Annotated in this window: 20 protein-coding genes; 8 read left to right on the forward strand and 12 right to left on the reverse strand. The window is 73.2% G+C overall.

Annotation, left to right across the window (positions count from 1 at the left end; all coding sequences use genetic code 11):
• Window positions 1–10: 10 nt before the first annotated feature.
• Both ACFZDL_RS28130 and ACFZDL_RS28135 read right to left on the reverse strand, forming a co-directional pair.
• Window positions 11–700, reverse strand: a complete 690-nt coding sequence (locus ACFZDL_RS28130; RefSeq protein WP_353591888.1) for a hypothetical protein — start codon at window positions 698–700, stop codon at window positions 11–13.
• Window positions 697–2,031: a four-carbon acid sugar kinase family protein gene (locus tag ACFZDL_RS28135; protein ID WP_353591887.1), complete on the reverse strand. Its 1,335-nt coding sequence runs from the start codon at window positions 2,029–2,031 to the stop codon at window positions 697–699. Before ACFZDL_RS28135 ends, ACFZDL_RS28130 begins: the two co-directional genes overlap by 4 nt.
• A gap of 145 nt (window positions 2,032–2,176) precedes the next feature.
• Between ACFZDL_RS28135 and ACFZDL_RS28140 the strand changes: the two genes are divergently transcribed.
• On the forward strand, window positions 2,177–3,658 hold the full coding sequence (locus tag ACFZDL_RS28140; protein WP_353591886.1) for a PLP-dependent aminotransferase family protein: 1,482 nt from the start codon (window positions 2,177–2,179) through the stop codon (window positions 3,656–3,658).
• Here the strand turns inward: ACFZDL_RS28140 and ACFZDL_RS28145 are convergent.
• The gene (locus ACFZDL_RS28145; protein WP_391192804.1) at window positions 3,655–4,644 is read right to left on the reverse strand and encodes a substrate-binding domain-containing protein; all 990 of its coding nucleotides are present in this window, start codon (window positions 4,642–4,644) and stop codon (window positions 3,655–3,657) included. The two genes, ACFZDL_RS28140 and ACFZDL_RS28145, sit on opposite strands and share 4 nt — an antisense overlap.
• Window positions 4,645–4,939: 295 nt before the next feature.
• On the opposite strand from ACFZDL_RS28145, the gene ACFZDL_RS28150 reads away from it, so the two are divergent.
• From ACFZDL_RS28150 to ACFZDL_RS28165, 4 genes are all read left to right on the forward strand, one after another.
• Complete coding sequence (locus ACFZDL_RS28150; protein ID WP_353591884.1) at window positions 4,940–5,863, forward strand: sugar ABC transporter permease; 924 nt, start codon at window positions 4,940–4,942, stop codon at window positions 5,861–5,863.
• A 3-nt stretch (window positions 5,864–5,866) separates the two neighbouring features.
• The gene (locus tag ACFZDL_RS28155; RefSeq protein ID WP_353591883.1) at window positions 5,867–6,814 is read left to right on the forward strand and encodes a carbohydrate ABC transporter permease; all 948 of its coding nucleotides are present in this window, start codon (window positions 5,867–5,869) and stop codon (window positions 6,812–6,814) included.
• Between the two features lie 35 nt (window positions 6,815–6,849).
• Window positions 6,850–8,196 (forward strand): sugar ABC transporter substrate-binding protein, encoded by a 1,347-nt coding sequence (locus tag ACFZDL_RS28160; protein ID WP_353591882.1) that lies wholly within the window; start codon window positions 6,850–6,852, stop codon window positions 8,194–8,196.
• Between the two features lie 137 nt (window positions 8,197–8,333).
• Window positions 8,334–10,403: a beta-galactosidase gene (locus tag ACFZDL_RS28165; RefSeq protein WP_353591881.1), complete on the forward strand. Its 2,070-nt coding sequence runs from the start codon at window positions 8,334–8,336 to the stop codon at window positions 10,401–10,403.
• A gap of 141 nt (window positions 10,404–10,544) precedes the next feature.
• On the opposite strand, the gene ACFZDL_RS28170 is transcribed toward ACFZDL_RS28165, so the two are convergent.
• Entirely contained in the window at window positions 10,545–12,659 is a 2,115-nt protein-coding gene (locus tag ACFZDL_RS28170) for a hypothetical protein (RefSeq protein WP_353591880.1), read from the reverse strand.
• Between the two features lie 186 nt (window positions 12,660–12,845).
• On the opposite strand from ACFZDL_RS28170, the gene ACFZDL_RS28175 reads away from it, so the two are divergent.
• The gene (locus ACFZDL_RS28175; protein ID WP_353591879.1) at window positions 12,846–13,802 is read left to right on the forward strand and encodes an alpha/beta hydrolase; all 957 of its coding nucleotides are present in this window, start codon (window positions 12,846–12,848) and stop codon (window positions 13,800–13,802) included.
• A 19-nt stretch (window positions 13,803–13,821) separates the two neighbouring features.
• On the opposite strand, the gene ACFZDL_RS28180 is transcribed toward ACFZDL_RS28175, so the two are convergent.
• Complete coding sequence (locus tag ACFZDL_RS28180) at window positions 13,822–15,003, reverse strand: helix-turn-helix domain-containing protein (protein WP_353591878.1); 1,182 nt, start codon at window positions 15,001–15,003, stop codon at window positions 13,822–13,824.
• A 27-nt stretch (window positions 15,004–15,030) separates the two neighbouring features.
• Here ACFZDL_RS28180 and ACFZDL_RS28185 point away from each other — a divergent pair, with 27 nt between their 5' ends.
• Entirely contained in the window at window positions 15,031–16,011 is a 981-nt protein-coding gene (locus tag ACFZDL_RS28185; RefSeq protein WP_391192728.1) for a PHB depolymerase family esterase, read from the forward strand.
• Here ACFZDL_RS28185 and ACFZDL_RS28190 read toward each other — a convergent pair.
• From ACFZDL_RS28190 to ACFZDL_RS28220, 7 genes are all read right to left on the reverse strand, one after another.
• The gene (locus ACFZDL_RS28190) at window positions 16,008–16,694 is read right to left on the reverse strand and encodes a response regulator transcription factor (RefSeq protein WP_353591877.1); all 687 of its coding nucleotides are present in this window, start codon (window positions 16,692–16,694) and stop codon (window positions 16,008–16,010) included. The two genes, ACFZDL_RS28185 and ACFZDL_RS28190, sit on opposite strands and share 4 nt — an antisense overlap.
• Window positions 16,695–16,872: 178 nt before the next feature.
• Window positions 16,873–17,880, reverse strand: coding sequence for a sugar phosphate isomerase/epimerase family protein (locus tag ACFZDL_RS28195; protein ID WP_353591876.1), 1,008 nt, complete (start codon window positions 17,878–17,880; stop codon window positions 16,873–16,875).
• Between the two features lie 11 nt (window positions 17,881–17,891).
• Window positions 17,892–19,091: a Gfo/Idh/MocA family oxidoreductase gene (locus tag ACFZDL_RS28200; protein WP_353591875.1), complete on the reverse strand. Its 1,200-nt coding sequence runs from the start codon at window positions 19,089–19,091 to the stop codon at window positions 17,892–17,894.
• A gap of 75 nt (window positions 19,092–19,166) precedes the next feature.
• Window positions 19,167–20,201 (reverse strand): substrate-binding domain-containing protein, encoded by a 1,035-nt coding sequence (locus ACFZDL_RS28205; RefSeq protein WP_353591874.1) that lies wholly within the window; start codon window positions 20,199–20,201, stop codon window positions 19,167–19,169.
• A gap of 25 nt (window positions 20,202–20,226) precedes the next feature.
• On the reverse strand, window positions 20,227–21,171 hold the full coding sequence (locus tag ACFZDL_RS28210) for an ABC transporter permease (protein WP_353591921.1): 945 nt from the start codon (window positions 21,169–21,171) through the stop codon (window positions 20,227–20,229).
• A gap of 230 nt (window positions 21,172–21,401) precedes the next feature.
• On the reverse strand, window positions 21,402–22,928 hold the full coding sequence (locus tag ACFZDL_RS28215; protein ID WP_353591873.1) for a sugar ABC transporter ATP-binding protein: 1,527 nt from the start codon (window positions 22,926–22,928) through the stop codon (window positions 21,402–21,404).
• Between the two features lie 173 nt (window positions 22,929–23,101).
• On the reverse strand, window positions 23,102–24,283 hold the full coding sequence (locus tag ACFZDL_RS28220; RefSeq protein ID WP_353591872.1) for an ROK family transcriptional regulator: 1,182 nt from the start codon (window positions 24,281–24,283) through the stop codon (window positions 23,102–23,104).
• A gap of 299 nt (window positions 24,284–24,582) precedes the next feature.
• Here ACFZDL_RS28220 and ACFZDL_RS28225 point away from each other — a divergent pair, with 299 nt between their 5' ends.
• Entirely contained in the window at window positions 24,583–25,332 is a 750-nt protein-coding gene (locus ACFZDL_RS28225; RefSeq protein ID WP_353591871.1) for a DUF1684 domain-containing protein, read from the forward strand.
• Window positions 25,333–25,386 lie beyond the last annotated feature (54 nt).

The raw sequence follows: 25,386 nt of genomic DNA on the forward strand, positions 1-25,386 counted from the left end.
CGCCCGGGCGTCAGCCGGGCCGGCTCGCGTCGAGCACGGCCCGCAGCAGGTCCTCGACGCGGCGCGAGGCGGCATCGATGCGGAAATCGCCGTTCAGCACGGCGGTGCCGACCATGAAACCCCAGACGCCCGCCGCGCGGAGTGCGGCGATCCGTTCGGCCCGGTCGACGCTGCCCGCGGCCAGGACGGGCACGTCGACGGCGGCGACCACCGCGGCGGCCAGGGCGGCGGCGTCGCCCGCGAAGCGGTAGGCGAGCAGGTCGAGGCCGTGCACCCCCGGTGTCCCCGCGAGCTCCCGGGCGCTCGCCACGATGTCGGCGGCGGTGCCGCGCAGCACGCTGGGGTGGCCCTCGACACGGCCGGGGAACGGCCAGTATTCGACGGGCGCCCCGGCGAGCACCTTGACGCCCTCGGCGACATGGGTGCCGCCGAGGACCACATCGACACCGAGGTCCACCGCGGCCTCCAGGCCGCGCAGTTCGTCGGCGGCCTCGACGCTGACGACCTCCAGGTACGCGCGGGCGCCGAGTTCGTGGACGCGGTCGGCGAGGGCGCGCAGTTCGCCGAAGGGCAGGCCGACGTCCTTGAAACCGATGTGGCGCAGGCCGAGGCCGCCCGCTTTGTCGAGGATCGCGTGGGCGTCGGCGACGGTGCGGTCGTCGCGGGTGAGCATGAAGACGAACTCCGTCATCGCGGTCACCGTGCGGTCCTCCGGGTGAGCGCGGCGACGGCGGCGACCAGGCTCTCCGGGTCGCCGAAGCCGCCGGCCTTGCTGATGACGCGATGGGGCCGGGCGCCGCTCAGGGTGGCGAGCGGGACGCCCGGGGCGACGGTGCCGACGGCGTGAAGGGCGGGGACGCCGAGGGCGGCGCAGAACGCGCGCGCGGTGTCCCCGCCGGTCAGGACGAGCCCGAGGCCGGGCAGCGCCCCCGCGCAGGCGGCCCCCAGGGAGGCGAGGTCCCGCAACTGCCGGGCCGCGACCGTGCGGTCGTCCTCCAGGGCCTCGGGGGTGGTGAGCGCGACGGCGGTCCGTGTGTCGAGGAGGCGGGTGAGATGGCCGACCGGGTCGGCGTCTCCGGCGAAGTCCGTGACGGCGAGGACGGGCACGCCGTCCTCGCGCAGCCGGGCGAGCTGTTCGCGGGTGGTGGGGTGCCGGCTGCCCACGAGGACGAGTGCCCGGCCGGGGGAGCCGGTCGCCGAAGCGGTGCCGGGGGCGGATATGGGGGCGGATACGGGGGAGCGGTCAGGACCCGGCGGAACCACCGCCTCCCACAGGCCGGGGCTGCCGCACAGCACCACATCGTCCAGGTGGCCGGCCACCGCCGCGGCGATCCGGTCCAGGTCCTCTCCGCCGGCGGCGTCGACCACGAGGGCCCGCAGCGGCATGGTGCCACCGGGTGGTGCCGGGGGCGGGGCGAGGACGCCGGTCAGGGCCGTGGTCAGGGCCGCGGTCAGGTCCTCGCGGCCGGGGGCGACGGGGGTGGCACATATCCCCTCCTCGGTCAGCGGGGTGAGCACCGAGGAGTCCGTCACGGGCCGCACCGGGTCCCGGCCGGCCGGTCCCCGGTGCACCGGGACGCCGTCGGCGTACTGGTGGCCGCCCACCGTGTGCCGGCCGTACGCGGGGCACGCGGGCGCGACCACGGCCACGCCACGGCCGGAGGCCCGCATGACGGCGGCCAGTTCGGCGGGCCAGTTGCCGCGCAGGGAGCTGTCCATCGTCTTGTAGAGGGCGATGGGGCCGGCGGGACCGGTGTCGCTCCTGGCCCGGTCGAGCAGTCGGCCGGTCGCCCGCCGGTGGCGCAGGGCGGCCTCGACCCGCGGCAGATGGCGGCTGTCGAGGTCCGCACACGCCCATCCGCCGCCGTCGACGGCGGACGGGTCGTCGAGGTCCAGCACCACCGAGGCGGCCCGCCCGGTGTCGGCGAGGTGGCCGGCCGCCTCCGCCGCGCTGGTCAGATCGTCGGCCAGCACGACGAACCGCGGACCCGGCGGTGCGGAGGGCGAGGGGGCGGTCGTCGTGCTCGTCATGCGGGTGTCCGTTCTGTGCTGATGCCGCGTCGGTCGCGGGGCCGGGTGGCGGGGTGAGGTGGCGCGTTCAGTCTCGGCCGGGCCGGTACGCTGCGACAGAGCCACTTGGCCTTGGACCTGGCAGACCACTCACCGGGAGGTTGCCGTGGAGCGCGGGCGGGCCCGCGTCGAGCGGGGCCTGGAGTCGGTGGTGGCCGCCGGTATCCCGCTGCCGCTGCCCCGGGGCGGAGCGGACAACCTGGCCGACTCCCTCGTCGGACTGCTGGCCGCCGCGATCGACAGCGGACGGCTGGCGCCGGGCAGCCGGTTGCCGTCCTCCCGGGCGCTGGCCGCCGCGGCCGGCGTCTCCCGCACGGTGGTGCTCGCCGCCTACGCCGTGCTCGCCGAACGCGGTCTGGCGACCGGCCGGCACGGCAGCGGCAGCTACGTACGGGCCGACGGCCGGCCGCGCCGGGCCCGGCCGGTGGCGGACACCGCGCCCTGGCTGGACCGGCTGACCCCGGCACCGGAAGGGCCCGGCAGCCCCGAGGCGGTGCTCGACCTGCGGCTGCGCGCCCGTCCTGCGGCGGTGCTGCCCACGGCGGTCTGGCGCCGGGCCTGGCAGGCCGCGGCCCAGCGGCGGCTGCCGAGCGGCTACGGGGACCCCGCCGGGGACCGCCGGCTGCGCGCCGCGCTCGCCGACTACCTGGTGGCCGGCCGGGGCGTGGCCGCCGCACCGGCCGATGTGGTGGTGACCGGCGGCGCCGCCGAGGCGCTCGGCCTGCTGCTGCGGGCGGTGATCCGGCCGGGGGACCGGGTCGCCGTCGAGGAGCCCGGCTATCCGCCCTTCACCCGTATGGCCCGGGACCGGGGCGCTGCCGTCGTGCCGGTCCCGGTGGACGGCGACGGGATCCGCGCGGAGCTGGTACGACGCCTCGACCCGCCACCGCGGATGCTGCTGCTCACCCCCGCCCACCAGTTCCCCACGACCGCGCCGCTGTCGGGCGACCGGCGGCGGCAACTGCTGTCCTGGGCGCGTGAGAAGGGCGTGCTGGTGGTCGAGGACGACTACGGCGGCGAGTTCGCCGCGGCCGGCCCACCCGCCCTGGCCGCCTGCGACGACCACGGCGTCGTCGCCTACGTCGGCACCCTCTCGCGGCTGCTGGCGCCGTCGCTGCGCACCGGCTACCTGGTGGCGCCGCGCCCCCTGGCGGCCGCGGTGGCGAGACTGCGCGGCGAGACCGACTCGTATCCGAGCCTCCCCGTCCAGCATGCCGTCGCCGAACTGCTCACCACCGGTGAGCTCACCCGCCAGCTGCGGCGGGCGCGCGGGCTGGTGGCCGAACAGCGGGCGGCGCTGCGCGCGGCGGCACACCCGCCGCTGCCGCGCGGGCTGAACGGCGGTCTGCACATGCTGCTCGACACCGCCGACGCACGGGCCGAGGCCGAGTGGGCCGACGCGCTGCTGCGGGAGGGGATACTCGTCGACCGGCTCAGCGCCTACTGGCACGGGCCGCCGGCCGCCACCGGGCTGCTGCTCGACTACGCGGGCGTGGCCCCCGCCACCCTGACCCGGCTGGCGGCCCGCCTCGGCGCCTGCACCCGACACCGCTCGCCGCCGGACGCCCCCTTTGACGACAGGTCCTAGCCCAACCGCGGTGGCGCGGTGCTGCCGCGCACCACGAGCCGGGTCGGGACCAGCGTGGTGCCGTGTTCCGTCACAGCCTCCCGCATCTGCCGGAGCACCCCCTCGACACAGCGCCGCCCCACCTCCGCGAAGTCCTGGTGGACGGTGGTCAGGGGAGGCAGGAAGGAGCCGGCCTCGGGGATGTCGTCGAAGCCGATGACGCTGACGTCCTCGGGCACCTTCCTGCCGCGTTCGTGAAGCGCCCTCAGCAGGCCGAGCGCCATCTGGTCGTTGGCGGCGAACACCGCCGTGCAGTCGGCCTCGTCGGCGAGGCGGAGTCCGGCCCGGTAGCCGGACTCCGCCGACCAGTCGCCGCGCACCAGGGGCGGTGGCGCGCACCCCGCGTCGGTGAGGGAGAGGCGCCACGCGTCGGCGCGGCGCTGTGCGGCGAAGGACTCCTGCGGGCCGGCCAGGTGCCACACCGTGCGGTGGCCGAGGTCGAGGAGGTGGCGTACGGCGGCGCGGGTCCCGCCGGCCTGGTCGGTGTCGACCACGCTGTAGCGGTCGCCCGCGTCCGAATCGGCCACGACCACCTGGACGCCTGGCGGCAGGGAGACGGTGGCCGCGTCGAGCAGATGCACTTCCATGATGACGATGACGGCGTCGACGGCGAGCTCCCCGAGCCGGGAGAAGGCGCCGCGCACCTCGTCCTGGGTGGGGACCGCGACGGGCAGGAGTGTCACGGCGTAGCCCTCGTGGGCCGCGGAGGTGGCGATCGCCTCGAGGGTGCGCACATTGCCGGTCGTGGCGAGGGAGAAGGTGATGACGCCGATGGTGCGGAACTCGCCGCGCTTGAGCGCCCGGGCGGCGCTGTTGGGCCGGTAGCCCAGCTCCTTCATCGCCGCGAGCACCTGTCGCCGGGTCTCTTCGGTCACCCCCGAGTAGCCGTTGGAGACCCGGGAGACCGTCTGCGAGGAGACACCGGCCAGGCGGGCGACGTCCGCCATGGAAGCGCGCTGGACCCGTCGGTCGGCGCGTGTCGTCCCGGCCCCCGCCCGGGCCTGCGGTGTACTCGCCGACTCGCTGTCCGTTGTGTCCACTCATGCCCCCTTTCATCCGCAGTGTTGCGGAATCGTCGTCTGACGACCCTTGACCGTCGACATTCGGGCAGTGTAGACATGCCGCCACTGGATGTTTACGTAAACATAACACCCATCAAGGTCTTTTCCAGGATGCGGTGTTTACGTGAACATTGCCGGGGTGCCGGGCCTCCGGCTCCGAGAGGGATGAACGAGGATCGACATGACGACGCTGCAACCACCGGCGGCCGCAGGCCGTACGGCACGGGCTTCGCTGAAACGGGACCGACGGTCCTGGACGGGGTGGGGGTTCATCGGCCCCTTCGTGGCGGTCTTCGCCCTTGTCTTCCTTGCTCCCATCGGGTACTCGATCTACCTCAGCCTCTTCCGGGACAGGCTGATCGGCGGCAACACCTTCGTGGGTCTTGACAACTACCAGCAGGCGCTGCAGGACGACCAGTTCTGGGCCGGGGTGACCCGGGTGGGGCTGTTCCTGGCGGTCCAGGTGCCGATCATGCTGGGCATCGCCCTGCTGGTGGCGCTCGCGCTGGACAGCGGGCGGCTGTACGGCAGGGACTTCTTCCGGATCTCGATCTTCCTGCCCTATGCGGTGCCCGCCGTGGTGGCCACGCTGATGTGGGCCTTCATGTACGGCACCCGCTTCGGCCTGGTGGGGGACATCAACGACACCTTCGGTGTCTCGCTGCCCGATCCGCTCTCGCCCGACCTGATCCTGGCGTCGATCGGCAACATCGTCACCTGGGAGTTCGTCGGCTACAACATGCTGATCTTCTACTCGGCGCTGCGGGTGATCCCGCACTCCCTGTACGAGGCCGCGGAGATCGACGGCGCCGGACAGTTCCGCGTCATCACCGCCATCAAGCTCCCCGCGATCCGCGGCGCCCTCGTCATCGCGACGATCTTCTCGATCATCGGCAGCTTCCAGCTGTTCAACGAGCCGAGCATCCTCAAGCCCCTGGCGCCGAACGCGATCACCACGGACTACACCCCCAACTACTACACGTACACGCTGTCCTTCAATGGCCAGCAGCACAACTACTCCGCGACGGTCGCCATCGTCATGGGGCTGATCACCATGGTCATCGCCTATGTCGTCCAGCTGCGCGGTATGCGCAAGGGAGCGTGAACCATGAGCAGCCCCGCCACCACCGCTTCCAAGCCCACACCCGTACGCGCCGGAACCTCCGGCCACGCGCCCCGGCTGCGCGCGCCGCGCCGGAAGGCCGAGCGGCGCCGCCCCCGCCGCAGTGTGCTGCTGACCGTGCTGACCGGTCTGGTCCTGCTGTACTCCCTGGTGCCGCTGGTATGGCTGGTCATCAGCTCCACCAAGACCCAGCAAGGGCTGGCCGACTCCTCCGGACTGTGGTTCGCCGACCACTTCGCCCTGTGGGACAACGTCCGTGAGACCTTCACCTACAACGACGGCGTCTTCGTCCGCTGGCTGCTGAACACCCTGCTGTACGTGGGGCTCGGCGCAGGTGGCGCCACCTTCCTGGCGGTCCTGGGCGGCTACGCCCTGGCGAAGTTCACCTTCCCCGGCAAGCGCGCCATCTTCGCCGTCGTCATCGGGGCCGTCGCCGTGCCGACCACCGCCCTGGCGGTCCCCACCTTCCTGATGTTCAGCAAGATGGGGCTGACCAACACCCCGTGGGCGGTGATCGTCCCCTCGCTCATCTCGCCCTTCGGCCTGTATCTGATGTGGGTCTTCGCCACCGAGGCCATCCCCACCGAGCTGCTGGAGGCCGCCCGCATCGACGGCGCGGGCGAGCTGCGCACCTTCTTCCGGGTCAGCCTGCCGCTGCTGGCGCCGGGCATCGTGACCGTGCTGCTGTTCACGATGGTCGCGACCTGGAACAACTACTTCCTGCCGCTGATCATGCTCAAGGACCCGGACTGGTATCCGCTGACCCTGGGGCTGAACAGCTGGAACGCCCAGGCCCAGACGGCCGGTGGCGAAGCCGTCTTCAATCTGGTGATCACCGGCTCGCTGATCACCATCATCCCCCTGATCGCCGCCTTCCTGCTGCTGCAGAAGTACTGGCAGTCCGGACTCGCCGCCGGAAGCGTCAAGGAATAACCCTCACCCCACCACGAAGAAGTGGAAGCACCTCCATGTCCAACAACACCCGCCGCCTGCTGCGCGGCATCGGCCTCGTCTGCGCCCTCGCCCTGGGAGCCACCGCCTGCGGCGGCTCGGACGACGGCGGCTCCAGCGACAAGAAGGTGTCCGCCGGGGACATCCAGGCGGCCCTGAAGAAGGGCGGCTCCATCACGGTCTGGGCCTGGGAGCCCACGCTCAAGCAGGTCGTCAAGGACTTCGAGAAGGAACACCCCAAGGTCCACGTCAACCTCGTCAACGCGGGTACCAACAAGGACCAGTACACCGCCCTGCAGAACGCCATAGCGGCGAAGAAGGGCGTCCCCGACGTCGCGCAGATCGAGTACTACGCGCTCGGCCAGTTCGCGCTGACCAAGTCCCTGGACAATCTGTCCGGCTTCGGCGCCGACAAGCTCTCCAAGACCTACTCGCCCGGCCCGTGGAACTCGGTGAAGTCCGGCGACGCCGTCTATGCCCTGCCCATGGACTCCGGCCCGATGGCGCTGTTCTACAACAAGAAGGTCTTCGACAAGTACAAGGTCGCGGTGCCCACCACCTGGGACGAGTACGTCGACGCCGCGCGCAAGCTGCACAAGGCCGACCCGAAGGTCTACATCACCAGCGACACCGGCGACGCGGGCATGACCACCAGCCTGCTGTGGCAGGCCGGCTCGCGCCCGTACAAGGTCGAGGACAACGGCACCAAGGTGAAGATCAACTTCTCCGACAAGGGCGCCGTCACCTACACCAAGACCTGGCAGAAGCTCATCGACGAGAAGCTCCTGTCGCCCGTCAGCGGCTGGACCGACGACTGGTACAAGGGGCTGGGCGACGGCAGCATCGCCACCCTGACCACCGGCGCCTGGATGCCCGCCAACTTCGTCTCCGGTGTGAAGAACGCCTCTGGCGACTGGCGCGTGGCCCCGCTTCCGCAGTGGACCAAGGGCGACAAGACGACCGCGGAGAACGGCGGCAGCTCGCTGGCCCTGCCCGCGGCGGGCAAGAACAAGGAGCTCGCCTACGCCTTCGTCGAGTACGCCAACGCCGGCAAGGGCGTGCAGACCCGCCTCAAGGGCGGTGCCTTCCCGGCCACCACGGCGGACCTCCAGTCCGACGCGTTCCAGAACACCGAGTTCCCGTACTTCGGCGGGCAGAAGGCCAACAAGATCTTCGCCGAGTCGGCCGCGAACGTCGGCAGCGGCTGGTCGTACCTGCCCTACCAGGTGTACGCCAACTCGATCTTCAACGACAGCGTCGGCAAGGCGTATGTCTCGAACACCCCGCTGGCCAAGGGGCTGAAGGCCTGGCAGGAAGCCTCCGTCAAGTACGGCGAGGAGCAGGGCTTCACGGTTTCGCAGTAGGACGCGCACGGCAGCAGGGACCGCGACGCCGCGGGCCCTGCTGCCGCACGCCCTGAGCACCACCAGCGCCACCAGCACCGCCGGCGCCACCAGCACCAACGCCGCGCCGTCCCGTGCGGTACACCGGAAGGACAACCATGATCTCCACCCTCCTCTCCCGGCTGCCGCACGGGCCGGACGGTGACCCCGCCTCACCCCGCCTCCTCTTCGGCGCCGACTACAACCCCGAGCAGTGGCCGCGCGAGGTGTGGGAGGAGGACATCCGGCTGATGCGCAGGGCCGGAGTCAATGTCGTCTCCTTGGCGATCTTCTCCTGGGCCCGCCTCCAGCCGACAGCGGACCGGTGGGACTTCGCGTGGCTCGACGAGGCCATGGACCTCCTGCACGCGGGCGGCATCGGGGTCGACCTGGCCACCGCCACCGCCTCCCCGCCGCCCTGGCTCACCACCGCCCACCCGGAGATCCTGCCGGTCACCGCCTCCGGTGAGACGGTGTGGCCGGGGGCGCGCCAGCACTGGCGCCCCACCTCGCCGGTCTTCCGCGACCACGCGCTGCGTCTGGTGACCGAGATGGCCAGGCGCTACGCCGACCACCCCGCCCTGGTGGCCTGGCATGTGTCCAACGAGCTGGGCTGCCACAACATCTACGACTACTCCGACGACGCCGCCCGCGCCTTCCGTGACTGGCTGCGAGCGCGCTACGGGACGCTGGACGCGCTCAACCACGCCTGGGGCACCGCCTTCTGGTCCCAGCGCTACAGCGACTGGGAGCAGATCCTGCCGCCCCGGCTGGCCGCCTCCCACCCCAACCCCACCCAGCAGCTCGACTTCAAGCGCTTCTCCTCCGACGCGCTGAAGGAGTACCTGCGCGCGGAGCGGGACATCCTGCGCGAGATCACCCCGGGGGTGCCCGTCACCACCAACTTCATGGTGATGGGCGAGACCAAGGGGATGAACTACCCCGACTGGGCCGACGAGATCGACTTCGTCTCCAACGACCACTACGTACTCCCCGGCCCCCAGGACCGCGACGAGCTGTCCTTCTCCGCCAACCTCACCAGCGGCATCGCGGGCGGGCGCCCGTGGTTCCTCATGGAGCACTCCACCAGCGCGGTCAACTGGCAGCCCATCAACCTGGCCAAGCGCCCGGGCGAGCTCGCGCGCGACTCCCTGCTGCATGTCGCGCACGGCGCCGACGCGGTCTGCTTCTTCCAGTGGCGGCAGTCGGCGGCCGGGGCCGAGAAGTACCACTCGGCGATGGTGCCGCACGCCGGGGCCGACAGCGATGTCTTCCGCGCGGTGACCGAGCTGGGCGCCACCCTTCAGGCGCTGGCGCCGGTCGCCGGGGCCGAGCGCGAGCGGGCGCGGGTCGGGATCGTCTACGACTGGGACTCGTGGTGGGCCAGCGAGCAGGACTCCCACCCCAGCTCCCGCCTCAACTACCGGCAAGAGGCGCTTGACTGGTACTCCGCCCTGCTCGCGCTGGGCATCCGGGCCGACGTCATCACCACCCGGGCCGACTTCGACGAGTACCGGCTGCTGATCGCGCCCGTGCTGCATGTGGTGCCCCAGGCGCTGTCCAAGGAGCTCACGCGGTACGTGGAGTCGGGCGGCCACCTGGTCACCACGTACTTCTCGGGCGTCGTCGACGAGAACGACCACGTCTGGCTGGGCGGCTACCCCGGGGCCCTGCGCGAGCTGCTGGGCATCCGCATCGAGGAGTTCGGCCCGCTCCTCGCCGAGGACACCGTGGAACTGGACGGCCCGGACGGCGGGGAGGCCTCGGTCACCGGCACCCTGTGGACCGACCAGATCACCGTCACCGACCCCGAGGTGCACACCCTCGCCCACTACCGCTCCGGCACCTACGCCGGCCGCCCCGCCGTCACCCGCCGCGCGGCGGGCCAGGGCTCGGCCGCGTACGTCTCCACCCGGCTGGGCCCCGACGGGCTCGCCCGCCTTCTGCCGGGCCTGCTGGAGGGCGCCCAAATCCACAGCGAGCTGCCCGCCGAGGTGCGCGGGCGGGTCGAGCTGACGGTGCGAAGCACCGCCGACGCCCGCTATCTGTTCCTTGTCAACCGCACCGACGAGCAGGTGAGCCTGGGAGGCCTCACCGGCCAGCCGCTGACCGGCGGCGCCACGGCGGCCGACGGCTCGCTCACCCTGCGGCCGCGGGAGGTCGCCGTGGTGCGAGCGCCCGCCTCCTGACCCCCACACGGGCATGTCCGTTGGGCATGCGGCCTCGAGTTGGCCTACTCCGCTCGGGCCTACTAGATCAGGACCGCGAGCGTGGACCCTGACCGGCGCCCCGTCAGCGCAGGCCGCGGCGGGCCGCGCGGGCCGATGCGGTCAGGGCAGGTCGATGTCGTAGCCGCCGGCGGCCTCGATGAGCCACAGCAGCGCCCTCCGGCCGCCGTACGGGTGGCCGTCCACGCCCACCCGTACCCAGCCGGTGGTCGCTGTGGTGGTGCCGCCGTCCCAGAAGCGCCAGCTGCGGGAGTCGGCCAGCCCCTCGGGCTCGAAGAGGCCGAGCCAGTCGGCGAGCCGCCAGTCCGCCGTGGCGTCGGCGATCGCCTCGGCCTGCCGCTGACGCTGCGTCAGCCCGCGCCACCGCGCGAGCCAGGTGGCCGGATCCGTCCGTCCCGGCGAGGGCGGGGGCTCGGGGGCGCAGCGCCGGACGAACCACTCGGGGAGGAGGGCGGGCCACTCCTCGTCGGCCGGCCAGCTCCCGTCGGGGGCCGTGGCGTGTGCGAGGACGACGAGCAGCACCTCCCGGATCAGCTCGGCCGTGGCGCGGGGATCCTGGGAGGTGTACGTGGCCTCCAGCTCGAGGAGCGGGTTGACCGTGTCGGGGTGCGGGCCGTGCCGGGCCCTGAGCAGTTCCGCCGTCCACGAGGTCGGGTCAAGACCCTCGTACAGCAGCTGGCGGGTGCGGTGGGGGAGGGCGGGCGCGGACGCGTCGGTCAGGGCGAGCAGATCGGCGCGCTGTTCGGCCGTGGTGTCGAGGGACCACATCCCGCGCCCCGGCGTCGGGTGCAGCCCGTGGGCCAGGGCGGTGATGTCCGCGGCCACGCGGGCGGACAGCCGGGGGTCGGGGTCGGCGGCCAGCGGCAGGAGCGTGCGCAGCCGGGCCACGGGTGCGGGTTCGGGCCCGGATTCCGGTTCGGGCAGCAGCCGGTAGCCGGCGCGGCGCACGGCCGCCCGGTCGTCGGTGAGCAGCGAGGCGGCCAGCTCGCGCGGCAGCCGCGCGGCCCGCGGGCGCAGCGCGGCGGCGGCCTCGCGGATCACCTTGGCCGACGGGTCGCGCAGCAGCGGGATGACGCGGTCGGCCGGTGCGGCGCCGAGGGCCCGCAGCGCGTGCAGCGCGTGGGAGCGGATCGGGGCCCGTGGGTGGTCGAGCAGGGGGAGCAGCAGCGGGGCGTCGGCGGCGCTCCCGGTCTCGGCGAGCCCGTCGACGGCCCCGGCAGGGGGCTGCGGGGCCCTCACCGCCGCGCGGTAGTGGGCGAGCGGGTCGGCGCCGGTGCGGCGGGCGGCGTCCCGGGCCACGGCGCGGACCAGGCCCGCCGGGTCGTCCAGCGCCCCCGTGGCCTCCTCGGCGTGTCCCGCGCGGATCAGCCCGGTCAGGGCGGTGGCCCGCACCTCGCGATGGCGTGCGCCGGCCAGCCGCCGCAGCTGATCGGCCCGGTCGGTCCAGACCGCCTCGCGGGCCGCAGCCTCGGCCGCCCGGGCCCGTATCCGCACATCGGTGTCGCCCTCCGCCAGGGAGACCAGCGCCCGCAGAGCAAGGCGGCCCGCCTGGCCCGCCACCTCGAGAGCGAACCGCCGCTGTTCGCGCAGCGGTGCGGCGAGGAGCCCCTCCAGCAGGGCCGCTCCGGGGGTGGACAGCAGCGCGGCGAGGAGCTGCCGGCGGGCGAAGTCGCCGCGCCGGCGGCGGTCGGCGAGCAGCGCGGTCGGCGCGGCGGCCGGCACGTACCGCGCGGGGTCCCGCTGCAACAGGTCCGTCAGGCCCGCCCGGGCCCGCTCGCGCACCTGACGGACCCAGTCCCCGGTGCGCAGCACCAGAAAGGGCATGAGTTCGGGGCTCGGCCGGTCCAGGAGCCGGCGGACCGCGCGCTCGCGGACCCGCCCGTCGCTGTGCGAGCAGGCGAACGCCAGCGCCACGGGGCGGTCGTACGCGGGGGCGGGCGTCGGCGCCTTCGGGTCCACGGAGGTGGACCACTCCGCGCGCTGTAGCGCCCACCGCACCTGCCCGTCAAGCCGCAGGACGACGCCCGGCCGCTCGCCGAGCATGCGCAGCGCCGCCCTCGCGCCGGCCCCGTCACCGCTCGCCTCATGGGCCGCGTCGAGGTGCGCCAGGGCGGCGATCAGGTCGTCGACGGACCCCTCCGTGGCCTCGGAGAGACCGGACAGGACGGCCTCGAACCGCTCCAGGGGAGCCGTGTGTGTCGGGGAGCTGCTGGTCATCGCGCCATGGTGCCTGATCGGCGGGGCCGGCGCCGATGGTTTTCCGGGGTGGCCGGCCAAGCGCCGACCCCTGAACGCATGGGACGCGAGTGGCCCATGGGGCCGCACGGAAGTCGGGTGACGAGGGCTGTTGTCCCGACGCCTGTCTGATGACCCGCGCGGCCGCCCCGTGGCACGGTGTGGGACATGGCCCACGACTACCCGTTCGACCCCGAACTCGCCGCGGCCGTCGCCCTGATCCCCCCGGTCGACCTCTGTGACCTGGCCGCCGCGCGGGCCGCGCAGGCGCGGGAGGTCGCCGGGCGGCTCGCGGCCGTGGACGGTGCGGGGGTGGAGGTCGGCCAGGCGGTGGCGCCCGGGTGGGAGGGCGCGCCGGACGTGGCGCTGCGCACCTACCGGCCGCGGGGCGCCACCGGGCCGCTGCCCGCCGTCTACAGCATCCACGGCGGCGGCTTCATGGTGGGCTCGCCGGATGTGGACCACGCCTTCAACCTGTGGCTGTGCCGTGAGCTCGACGCCGTGGTGGTCTCACCGGACTACCGGCTGGCGCCCGAACACCCCTTCCCCGCCGGCCTTCAGGACTGTTACGCCGGGCTGTGCCTGCTGGCGAAGGGCGACGCCGTTCCGGACGTGGCGGCCGACCGGATCGCGGTCCTCGGCGACAGCTCGGGGGCGGGCATGGCCGCCGCCCTGACGATGCTCGCCCACGCCCGCGGCGGCCCAGGAATCCGCTTCCAGTTCCTGGGCAGCCCCGCGCTCGACGACCGGCTGGACACGCCGAGCGCGCGGGCCTTCACCGACACGCCCGTATGGACCCGCGAACTCGCCCGGCAGAGCTGGGAGGCGTATCTGGGGGCCGGGGTGCCCGGTACGGGGGAGGTGTCGCCGTACGCGGCGCCCGCCCGGGCCGGCGTGGCCGAGCTGCGGGGGCTGCCGCCCGCCTATGTCGCGGTGATGGAGTTCGACCCGCTGCGCGACGAGGGCATCGACTACGCGCGCGCCCTGCTGGCCGCCGGTGTCCCCACCGAACTGCACCTCTTCCCGGGCACCTTCCACGGCGCGGCGGCGGTGGAGTACGCCGGGGTGGTGCGGCGCATGAGCGATGAGACGGTCGCGGTCCTGCGGCGAGCGCTGGGCCGATGACCGCCGCGCCGGCCCCGACTCAGGTTGCCGTGGCCGCCAATCGCCGTGCGTACAGGGCGAGTTGGGCGTGGAAGCGATGTTCGGGGTCGCGCAGCCGCCAGCCCAGCGCCGCCTCCACATGGGCCAGCCGCGCGGCAACCGAGCTGTGGTGCAGATGCAGCTCCGCGGCGGCCTGGCGCAGCGAGCCGGTACGGCAGAAGGCGGCCAGCGCGGCGAGGGTCAGGTCCCCGTTCGGCTGGGCGGCCACCGCGTCCAGCTGCCGCGCCTCGGGCAGCGCGCCCAGCCGCTCCGCCGGGATGTCGGCCAGCAGGGCGACCGGGCCGAGCGCGTCATGGTCGGCCACCGCCTCCCGCGGGCTGCCCGCCACCGTGAACCGCAGCGCCGTGCACGCCTGCGCCCAGGAGTCGCGGGCCGCCAGCGCGGGGACCAGGCCGCCGACACCGATCCGCAGCCGGCGCGCGGCGTCGCGCGGCACGTCCGGGCCGCGGAGGGGGTCGGCCACGGCGGCGCGCAGCGCCGCGGCCGGGGAGTCGGCCGCCGCGTCCGCCGGCTGCACCAGGACCGTGCCCCACGGGCCGGTCCTGGTGACCCGGACGACGGCCGTGAGCCCCGCGCGGGCGAGCAGCGCGACCGCATCCAGCCCCGCGCCTGTGGCCGGGTCGCCGCGCACCGCCACCATCCGCAGCGGCAGTTCGGGGGCCAGGCCCAGCAGCCGTAGCGCGCGGGCCCGGTCGTGGTCGGACTCGCGCTCGGACAGCACCAGCTCCATCAGCGCGGCATCGGCCACATCGGGCGAGCCGGGTGTGCGCGGGGCGGGCGGCGCGCAGGGCGTACGCGGTGGCGCCGGGCTGCCGCACAGCGTCCGTGCGGCAATGGCCATCCATTCGAGGATCAGCTCGTCGAACGGGCCCGGCGGCCCCGGCCGCTCCAGCCACACCCGCCCGGACAAGCCGAGCTCCACGCCCTGGGACACCACCTCCGGCTCGCCCGGGAGGGCGGCGCCGCCCGGCCCGAACCGGGCCCTGCGGCCGTCGGGCAGCTCCAGGCCCGCCGCGCACTCCGCGAGCCCCGCGGTGGACCGGGCCAGCGATGTCGCGTCGAGGGCGCCGCTGCCCAGCAGCGCCTCGAAGTGGGCGATCACGCGAACCGCGGTGGCGGCATCCGCGTCGAGCGCCGAGAGCCGCAGCAGCAAGCCCTTCACAGCCACCAGTCTAGAAAGGACAGGGACATGACCAACAGCCCCGCGTCGGCGGGAACCACCGGCACGGCCGGAAGGCGACGCAGAACACCCAGGTCCGTGCTCGCGGCGTTACTCGGCGGCATCCTGCCGCTGCTCGCCTCGCTGCTCCTGCTGACGCCCACTCCCGCGGCGGCCGCCTCGCTCACCGAGGTGACCGGATTCGGCAACAACCCGAGCAACCTCAGGATGTACCGGTACGTGCCGAACAACGTCGCCGCGCGCCCCGCGGTCCTCGTCGCGGTGCACTACTGCACGGGCTCGGGCCCCGCGTTCTACTCGGGCACCGAGTTCGCCTCCCTGGCCGACCGCTACGGCTTCATCGTCATCTACCCGTCCGCCACCCGCAGCGGCTCCTGCTTCGACGTCTCCTCGCCGCAGGCGCTGCGCCACGACGGGGGCAGCGACCCGGTGGGCATCGTGTCGATGGTCCGCTACGTCCTGCAGCACAACAACGCCGACCCCAGCCGGGTCTATGTCACCGGAGCCTCCTCGGGCGCCATGATGACCAACGTCCTGCTCGGCGACTACCCGGACGTGTTCAAGGCGGGCGCCGCGTTCTCGGGCGTGCCCTTCGGCTGCTTCGCCACCACGGACGGATCGGGCTGGAACACCGCCTGCGCCAACGGCACCATCATCAAGACGGCGCAGCAGTGGGGCGATCAGGCCCGCGGCGCCTACCCCGGGTACACCGGCGCCCGGCCGAGGATGCAGCTGTGGCACGGCACCGCGGACACCACCTTGCGCTACCCGAACTTCGGTGAGGAGATCAAGCAGTGGACCAATGTCCTCGGGGTGAGCCAGACACCCGCGAGTACGGACAGTCCGCAGACCAACTGGACCCGCACCCGCTACGGGGCCACCGGTGACCGGGCCCCCGTCGAGGCCATCAGCATCCAGAACGGGGCACACAACCTCCCGCTCCCCGGCATGGCCGCCCGGGCCATCACCTTCTTCGGCCTGAACGGTTAGCACCCCTCGCGCGGCGGCGCGGGACGCACAAGACCGGACTGGTAGGCGATGACGACCAGCTGGGCGCGGTCCCGCGCCCCGAGCTTGTTCATGGCCCGCTGGACATGGGTGCGTACGGTCAGCGGGCTGACGACGAGCACCTCGGCGATCTCGGCGTTGGACTTCCCCTCGGCCGCCAGCGCCATCACCTCCCGCTCGCGGGCGGTGAGCGAGGCCAGGAGCTCGCCCGGCGCCAGCGGCGGTTCGGGGTCGGGGGCGGCGAGAAAGCGGGTGATCAGGGTGCGGGTGGCCACCGGGGAGAGCAGGGAGTCGCCGGAGGCCACGGTGCGGATGCCGGCGAGCAGTTCGTCGGCGCCCACGTCCTTGCCGAGGAAGCCGCTCGCGCCCGCGCGCAGCGCCCGCGCCACGTATTCGTCGGTCTCGAAGGTGGTGAGGATGAGCACCCGGGTGGCGGACAGCGCCGGGTCGGCGCAGATCGTGGCGGTCGCGGCCAGGCCGTCGGTGCCGGGCATGCGGATGTCCATGACGACGACGTCAGGGGTGTGCGCACGGGTCAGCGTGGCCGCCTGGCCGCCGTCGGCGGCCTCCGCCACCACCTCCATGTCCTCGCACGAGTCGATCAGGATCCGGAAGGTGGCCCGCAGCAGGGTCTGGTCGTCGGCGAGCAGGACGCGGATGGTCATGGGGCGCGGTCTTCTTCCGGCTCGGGGGCGCAGGGGCGCGGCGGCACAGCGTCCGGCCGCTGTCACCATGGTGAGCCATCGGACTTGAGGAACGGCCTCAGGGCCGCCCGTGCCCCCCGCACGGGCGGCCCTTCCCCACCCTGGCCCCACCCTGCCCCCGACGCCCCCGGGCCGCCCCTCAGCCGTTCCCGCCGCCGAAGGCCGCGTCGAAGGAGGCCGCCGGCGGGTCGAAGTCGTACGCCTTCAGCCGCTTCAGCGCCTCGGGCGCGCCCTGCAGCCGGTCCATCCCGGCGTCCTCCCACTCCACCGACACCGGCCCGTCGTATCCGATGGAGCGCAGCATCCGGAACACGTCCTCCCACGGCACGTCCCCGTGCCCGGCCGAGACGAAGTCCCAGCCGCGCCGCGGGTCGCCCCAGGGCAGATGCGAGCCGAGCCGGCCGTTGCGGCCGTCCAGCCGCTTCCGCGCCTCCTTGCAGTCCACGTGGTAGATCCGGTCCCGGAAGTCCCACAGGAAGCCGACCGGGTCGAGGTCCTGCCAGACGAAGTGGCTGGGGTCGAAGTTGAGCCCGAAGGCGGGGCGGTGGCCGACCGCTTCCAGCGCGCGGTGGGTGGTCCAGTAGTCGTACGCGATCTCGCTCGGGTGCACCTCGTGGGCGAAGCGCACCCCCTCCGCGTCGAACACGTCCAGGACCGGGTTCCAGCGCTCGGCGAAGTCCTCGTAGCCGCGGTCGATCATGTGCGGCGGCACCGGCGGGAACATCGCCACCAGATGCCAGATGGACGAGCCGGTGAAGCCGACGACGGTTCGGACCCCGAAGGCGGCCGCGGCCCGCGCGGTGTCCGCCATCTCGGCCGCCGCCCGCCGCCGCACCCCCTCCGGGTCGCCGTCGCCCCAGATCCGGCCCGGCACGATGGCCTGGTGGCGCTCGTCGATGGGGGAGTCGCACACGGCCTGGCCGACCAGGTGGTTGGAGATGGCCCAGCACTGGAGCCCGTACTTCTCCAGCAGCTGCCGCCGCCCGTCCAGATAGCCGGGCTCGGCGAGCGCCCGGTCCACCTCGAAGTGGTCGCCCCAGCAGGCGAGTTCCAGTCCGTCGTAGCCGAAGTCGCGGGCCAGCCGGCAGACCTCCTCCAGTGGCAGATCGGCCCACTGTCCGGTGAAGAGAGTGAATTGTCGGGGCATGCGGGGCCTCCTCAGGCGGGTACCGGCGTGTAGACGCAGTTCTTCTGGGCGCTCTCCTCGACCGCGGCGAGCACCCGCTGCACCTGCAGCCCGTCCGCGAAGGACGGTTCGGGCTCGGACCGCGCGTCGACGGCCAGCACCAGGTCGCGCGCCTGGTGGACGAAGGTGTGCTCGTAACCGAGGCCGTGGCCGGCCGGCCACCACGCCTCCAGATACGGGTGTTCCGGCTCGGTGACCAGGATCCGGCGGAACCCGGCGTCGGCGGCGGGCTCGGTGTGGTCGTGGAAGTGCAGCTCGTTCAGCCGCTCCAGGTCGAAGGCGAGCGAGCCGCGTTCGCCGTTGAGCTCGATCCGCAGCGCGTTCTTGCGGCCCGCCGCGAACCGGGTGGCCTCGAAGGACGCGAGCGCCCCGGAGGCCAGCCGCCCGCTGAACAGCGCCGCGTCGTCGACCGTGACCGGCCCGCGCGCCCCGTCGCCCGCCCGGCCGCCGAGGCCGGTGGTCGCCGTCCCGGCGGGCAGCGGCCGCTCCCGTACGAAGGTCTCGGTCAGCGCCGAGACCCCGACCAGCGGCTCGCCCGCCAGATACTGCGCCAGGTCGACGATATGGGCGCCCAGGTCGCCGAGGGCGCCGGAGCCCGCGTGCTCCCGCCGCAGCCGCCACACCAGCGGGGACTCCGGATCGACGAGCCAGTCCTGCAGATACGACACCCGTACGTGGCGCAGCACCCCGAGCCGCCCGCCTTGCACCATGCGGCGGGCGTGCGCGATCGCGGGCGTACGGCGGTAGTTGAACCCCACCATCGCGACCTGCCCGCGCTCCCGCGCCCGCCGCGCCGCCGCCACCATGGCCTCGGCCTCGGCGACCGAGTTGGCGAGGGGTTTCTCGCACAGCACGTGCTTGCCCGCCTCCAGCGCGGCGATCGCGATCTCGGCGTGGCTGTCGCCGGGTGTGCAGATGTCGACGAGCTGTACGTCGTCGCGGGCGATCAGGGCGCGCCAGTCGGTCTCGGCGGCGGCCCAGCCGTGTTTGTCGGCGGCGGCCCGCACCGCGTCCGGGTCGCGGCCGCAGACGGCGGACATGGCCGGGCGCAGGGGCAGGTCGAAGACGCGGCCCACGGTGCGCCACCCCTGGGAGTGGGCGGCGCCCATGAAGGCGTAGCCCACCATGCCGACGCCGAGAGTGGGCTTCGTAGTTTCCGCAGGATGTTGCATGGGACTCCTTCTCTGGGGTCCTTCTCTGGGGGATCAGGGGTCAGATCAGGGGTCGGTTCAGGCCGACGGGGCCGGTCAGCTGAAACCTGTGGGCAGGTAGTCGTCGACGTTGTCCTTGGTGACCACGGCGGAGTAGAGCGTCAGGGACGCCGGGATCTCCAGCTCGGCCAGTCCGCCGACGCCCTTGCCCTGGCCGAGCGCGCGGGCCAGGTCGATGGCGGAGGCGGCCATCGTCGGCGGGTAGAGGACGGTGGCCTTCAGCACGGTGTTGTCGGCCTTGATCGCGTCCATGGCGCGTTTGGCACCCGCGCCGCCGACCATGAGGAAGTCGTCCCGACCGGCCTGCTGGATGGCGCGCTCGGCGCCCACGCCCTGGTCGTCGTCGTGGTTCCAGAGCGCATCGAACTTCGAATGCGCCTGCAGCAGCTGGGCCATCTTCGCCTGGCCCGACTCGACGGTGAACTCGGCGGCCTGGCGGCCGACCTTCTCGATGTTGGGGTAGTTCTTCAGGGCGTCGTCGAACCCCTTGGTGCGCTGCCTGGTCAGCTCCAGGTTGTCGAGGCCCGCCAGCTCGACGACCTTCGCGTTCTTCTTGCCCTTGAGCTGCTCGCCGATGTAGCGGCCCGCGTTGAGCCCCATGCCGTAGTTGTCACCGCCGATCCAGCAGCGGTACGCCTGCGGGGAGGCGAAGACCCGGTCGAGGTTGACGACGGGGATGCCCGCCCTCATCGCCTTCAGCCCGACCTGGGTGAGCGCCTTGCCGTCGGCGGGCAGGATGACCAGGACGTCGACCTTCTTGTTGATCAGCGTCTCGATCTGGCCGATCTGCTGGGCGGTGTCATTGGAGCCCTCGGTGGTCTGGAGGGTGACGTCCTCGTACTCCTTGGCGCGCCGCTTGGCCTGCTGGTTGATGGCGTTGAGCCAGCCGTGGTCGGCCTGCGGGCCGGCGAAGCCGATGGTGACCTTCTTGCCGGGCTTGGTGTCGGCCGCGTTCGCGGCCTGCCTGCTGTTGTCGTTGTCGTCGTTGTTCTCGTTGCTGGTACAGCCGGCGGCGAAGAGGGCCCCCGCGGCGGCGGTGCCGAACAGCAGGTTTCTCCGGCTGGTGCTCATCGGTGAGTTGGCGGGAGTGCGCGGGTTATCCCTCATGGTTCGTACGACCCTTCTGGACCAGGACGGCGGCGACGATGATCGCGCCCTTGGCGATCTGCTGGACATCGCTCTGCAGGTTGTTCAGGGCGAACAGGTTGGTGATGGTGGTGAAGACGAGGACGCCGAGGACGGAGCCGGTGATGGTGCCCCGGCCGCCGCTGAGCAGCGTGCCGCCGATGATCGCGGCGGCGATGGCGTCGAGTTCGTAGAGGTTGCCGTTGGTGTTCTGGCCGGACCCGGTCAGCACGATCAGCATGAACGCGGCGATGCCGCAGCACAGTCCGGACAGCAGGTACAGCAGCAGGCGCTGCCGCCTGACGTCGATGCCCGCGAGCCGCGCGGCCTCCGCGTTGCCGCCGACGGCGACGGTGCGCCGGCCGAAGGTCGTGCGGTTCAGCACCAGCCAGCCGACCACGGTGACCAGGGCGAAGATCATCACCAGCGGCGGGACGCCCAGCACATACGAGTCGGGCAGCCCCAGGTCCAGGACCGGCTGCACGGTGACCACCTGCGTCCTGCCGTCGCTGAGATGCAGCGCGAGGCCGCGGGCGGAGGCGAGCATGGCGAGCGTGGCGATGAAGGGGACCATGCCGCCGTACGCGACGAGCACGCCGTTGACCAGGCCGCAGCCGAGACCGACCAGGACCGCGCACATCAGGATGCCGCCGAGCCCGAAGTCCTGGGTGGCCAGCGTCGTGGCCCAGACGGAGGCCAGGGCGACCATCGCACCCACGGACAGGTCGATGCCGCCGCTGGTGATGACGAAGGTCATGCCGACGGTGACGACGCCGATCACGGACGCCTGGGTGAGGACGAGTTGCAGATTGCCGGTGGTCAGGAACTCGTCGGGCTTGGTGAAGCCGCCCACGGCCACCAGCACCGCGAGGACCCCGAGCAGGGACAGATTGCGCAGATCGACGAGCGCCCGCAGCCGGCCGCCCCCGGCGGGCCGGCGGGCCGGCGGACGGGCCGCTGCTCCCGGCGGGCTCTCTTTGGTGAGCGTGGCGGTGGACTCGGGGACGGAGTCTGTGGGGGCGGCGGACCCCGGCCGTCCCCCGGGCTGGTTCAGCACGACGGGCTCCCGTCTGTGATAGGATAATTACGCCCCGTGAGGGGACGGTTCGGGCTGGACCGCAACCTTCGGGTTGGAAGCCCCCTCCTTCAGGTGGGGAGCGGAGTCACCACGAGGTCGAGGACGCGATATTCGTCCAAATCCCGCGCGAGGGCCGTGTGTACGACGCGGCCCTCGCGGAGTACCAGCACCCGGTCGGCCAGGCCCAGGACCTCGGGCAGTTCGCTGGAGACGAGCAGGACGGCCACGCCGTCGTCGGCGAGGCGGCGGATCAGGGCGTACAGCTCGGCGCGGGCGCCCACGTCGACCCCGCGCGTGGGCTCGTCCAGCAGCAGCACGCGGCAGCCGCGCAGCAGCCAGCGGGCGAGCACGGCTTTTTGCTGGTTGCCGCCGGAGAGGGTGCGCACCGGGCGCTCGGGGTCGTCCGGGCGCAGCGACAGATCCCGTACGGCCTCGCGGGCCGCGGCCCGTTCGGCCCCGCGGTCCAGCCATCCGGCGCGTGAGAAGCGGGCCAGCGAGGAGACCGAGACATTGCGGGTGACGGACTCCAGCATCAGCAGCCCCTGCGCCTTGCGCTCCTCGGGGGCGAGGCCGAGCCCGGCGCGTACGGCGGCGGTGACGCTGCCGGGGCGCAGCGGGCGCCCGTCGACGAGGACACGGCCGGCGGTCGGCCGCCGGGCCCCGTAGACGGTCTCCAGGATCTCCGAGCGGCCGGAGCCGACGAGGCCGGCCAGGCCCACGATCTCGCCGGGGCGCAGCTCCAGGTCCAGCGGCTCGAACTCGCCCGCCCTGGCCAGCCCCTCGACCCGCAGCACGGGCGGGCCGCCGCCGGGGTCCGCGGCCCCCGCGGCCCGCTCGGGGAAGGCGTACTCGACGTCGCGGCCGGTCATCAGGGCGACGATGTCGCGGGTCGGGGTGGTGCGGGCGGGCAGTCCACGGGCGGCGACGCGGCCGTCCTTGAGGACGGAGACGCGGTCGCCGATGCGGCGGATCTCCTCCAGCCGGTGGGAGATGTAGACGACGGCGACGCCGTCCCCGGTCAGGTCGCCGACGATGCGGAAGAGGTTGTCCACCTCGTCGGGGTCGAGGGCCGCGGACGGCTCGTCCATGACGATCAGGCGTACGTCGTGGGAGAGGGCGCGGGCCATGGAGACGATCTGCTGTCCGGCCGCGGAGAGCGTGCCGACCAGCGCGTCCGGGGCGATCTCCGGGTGGCCGAGGCGGGCGAGGAGGCCGGCGGTGGCGGCGCGGGCCGAGCGGGGGCGCAGAAAGCCCCCGGTGGCGAGCTCGTGGCCGAGGAAGACGTTCTCGGCCACGGACAGCCCCTCCACCAGGTCGAGTTCCTGGTGGATGGTGGCGATGCCCAGCCGCATGGCGGCGACCGGCGATTTGAGCCGCACCGGGCGGCCCTGCCAGCGGATCTCGCCGTGGTCGGGCTGATGGACCCCGGCCAGCACCTTGATCAGGGTGGACTTGCCCGCGCCGTTCTGGCCGAGCAGACAGTGGACCTCGCCCGCTTCGACGTCGAGGTCGACCCCGTCGAGGGCCCGTACGCCGGGGAAGGACTTGGCGATGGCGGACATGGTGAGCAGTGGTGGCGGTTCGGGCGGTGCCATGGCGGGCCTCCTCGGCGGTGCGCCGGTGAGTGGGCAGGGCTGAGCGCGGAACGGCGGGGGGTTGGGTGGTGCGCGTGGTGCGTCGTACGGGACGTGGCGCTCGCGCGGTTCACGCGCGCGCGTGCGGTGCTATGGGGTGCGGGTGGTGCTCGGGGTGCGGGTGGTGCGTCGGGTCAGGCGGGGGAGAAGAGGTGGTCGCTGATCAGGCGGGCCGCCCCGATGACCCCGGCCACGGCGCCGAGTTCGCCCAGCACGATGGGGAGGTTGCCGGTGGCCAGCGGCAGTGACTGGCGGTAGACCTGGGTGCGGATGGCGGCGAGCAGGTTGTGGCCGAGGCCGGTCACCCCGCCGCCGATCACCACCAGGCCGGGGTTGAAGAAGCTGACGAGCGAGGCGAGGACCTGGCCGGTGCGGGTGCCGCCGTCGCGGATGAGGTCGAGCGCGGCGCCGTCGCCGGCCGAGGCGGCGGCGGCCACATCGGTGGCGGCGAGGCTCCCGGCGGCCTCCAGCCGGGCGGCGAGCTCGGCGGACCGGCCCTCCCGCGCGGCCGCCTCGGCGTCACGGGCGAGCGCCGCGCCGCCGAAGTAGGCCTCCAGGCAGCCGCGGTTGCCGCAGGCGCACGGCCGGCCGTCGCGTTCGGCCTGGACATGGCCGATGTCGCCCGCGCTGCCGGTGGTCCCGCGGTAGACCTCGCCGCCGACCACGATGCCGCAGCCGATGCCGGTGCCGATCTTGACGCAGAGGAAGTCCTTCGCGGAGCGTGCGACGCCCGCCTGCTGCTCTCCCATCGCCATCAGGTTCACGTCGTTGTCCACCATGACGGGGCAGCCCAGCTCCTGGCTGAGCGCCTCCCGTACGGGGAAGCCGTCCCACCCGGGCATGATCGGCGGCGCGACCGGCACCCCCTCGGGGAAGCGCACCGGGCCAGGGACCCCGATCCCGGCCCCGTCGAACCCCTCGGCCACACCGGACGCCCGCAGCTTCGCGGCCAGCGCCAGGACCTGTTCGAAGACCGCGACCGGGCCCTCGCGCACGTCCATGGGCTGGGTGAGGTGGCCGAGCACCTCCAGCTCGGCGTTGGTGACGGCCACGTCGACCGAGGTGGCGCCGATGTCGACGCCGAGCAGGCGCAGCGTGGGGGCGAGGCGGATGTTGTGCGAGCGGCGCCCGCCGCGGGAGGCGGCGAGCCCGTCGGCGATCACCAGCCCGGTGTCGAGCAGCCGGTCGACCTCCACGGCCAGCCGGGAGCGCGAGAGGTCCATCCGGTCGCCCAGCTGCGCCCGGGAGGTGGGTCCCCCGTCGCGCAGCAGGCGCAGCAGACGCGCCTGATGGGCGTTCGCGGGTCGTGCCGTCATGCGCCTCACACTGCCCCTCCCGCCGTCATCGGCATGCCATTGTCCGGGCTTTCACGGGGAACGTAGCAGTGCTTGTCCGGCGTGGGAAGAACTTACGCTGGAATCGCCGGTGACTTTCTCCTGTTCCAGGACAAAGCCTCGCCGATCTCGCCGTCCGCACGCCGTGCGCGCCGCGGTGATCTCGCCATGTGGCGTGAATTTGACATTAGGCAGACTTATGGGCCATAAAGAAGCTCCTTTGGATTCTTCACGCAGCGTGATCATCGAGGCGTGACACACTCCGGAATGAGCCACCCGCTGTGACCCGCACCTCCGCCACCCCGGACCAGCCGACCGCCGACCAGCCGTCCGCGGACCCCGCCGCGGACTGGGACGCCTGGCGCGCACGGCGCCGGAGTTCGGTCACCTCCGCCACCGGCAACCTGGCCCTCGTGGAGACCCGCTGGCTGCCGGCCGGGGAGCGCCCCGACCTCGACGCGGCCCGCGCGGGACAGCCGGAGCAGGTGACCGTCACCACCCTCGCCCGCACCGACCTGGTCACCGGCGAGCCCGAGCACGGCCTGCGCTTCTGGGACGCCCGGTCGCCGGCCATCCGCCACTTCGAGCGCATCGACGCCTTCCCGTACGACCCGGCGTGGGTCCTCGAAGCCTCGTACCACCCGGTGCCGGGCGCCCGGCGCGTCGCGTTCGAACACATCCGGGACAACGGAGGCACCCGCGACCTGGTGGTGCCCGGCGATATCGCGCTCACCGTGGACGGCCGCGACTACACGCTCAGCGCCTTCGACGACGACGGCACCCTGCTGCTCGTCTTCGGCGACCCCACCAACGGCGACACCACCTACGGCGCCGGGCGCTTCCTCTTCGTGGAGCGCACCGCCGACCCGGGCCGGGTCCGCCTGGACTTCAACCGCGCCTTCGTGCCGCCCTGCGGATTCTCCGACCAGTACAACTGTCCGATGCCGCCGCGGCAGAACCGCTTCCACCTGCCCGTCGAGGCCGGTGAGCAGCGCCCGGTCTTCCGCGACGGCTTCCCCGCGCAGCACTGATCCCCTCCGCGGCACACACCTCCGCGGCACACCTCCGCAGAAAACGAGCACACC

This window comes from Streptomyces sp. NPDC007917 (assembly GCF_042959105.1).
Lineage (GTDB): Bacteria > Actinomycetota > Actinomycetes > Streptomycetales > Streptomycetaceae > Streptomyces.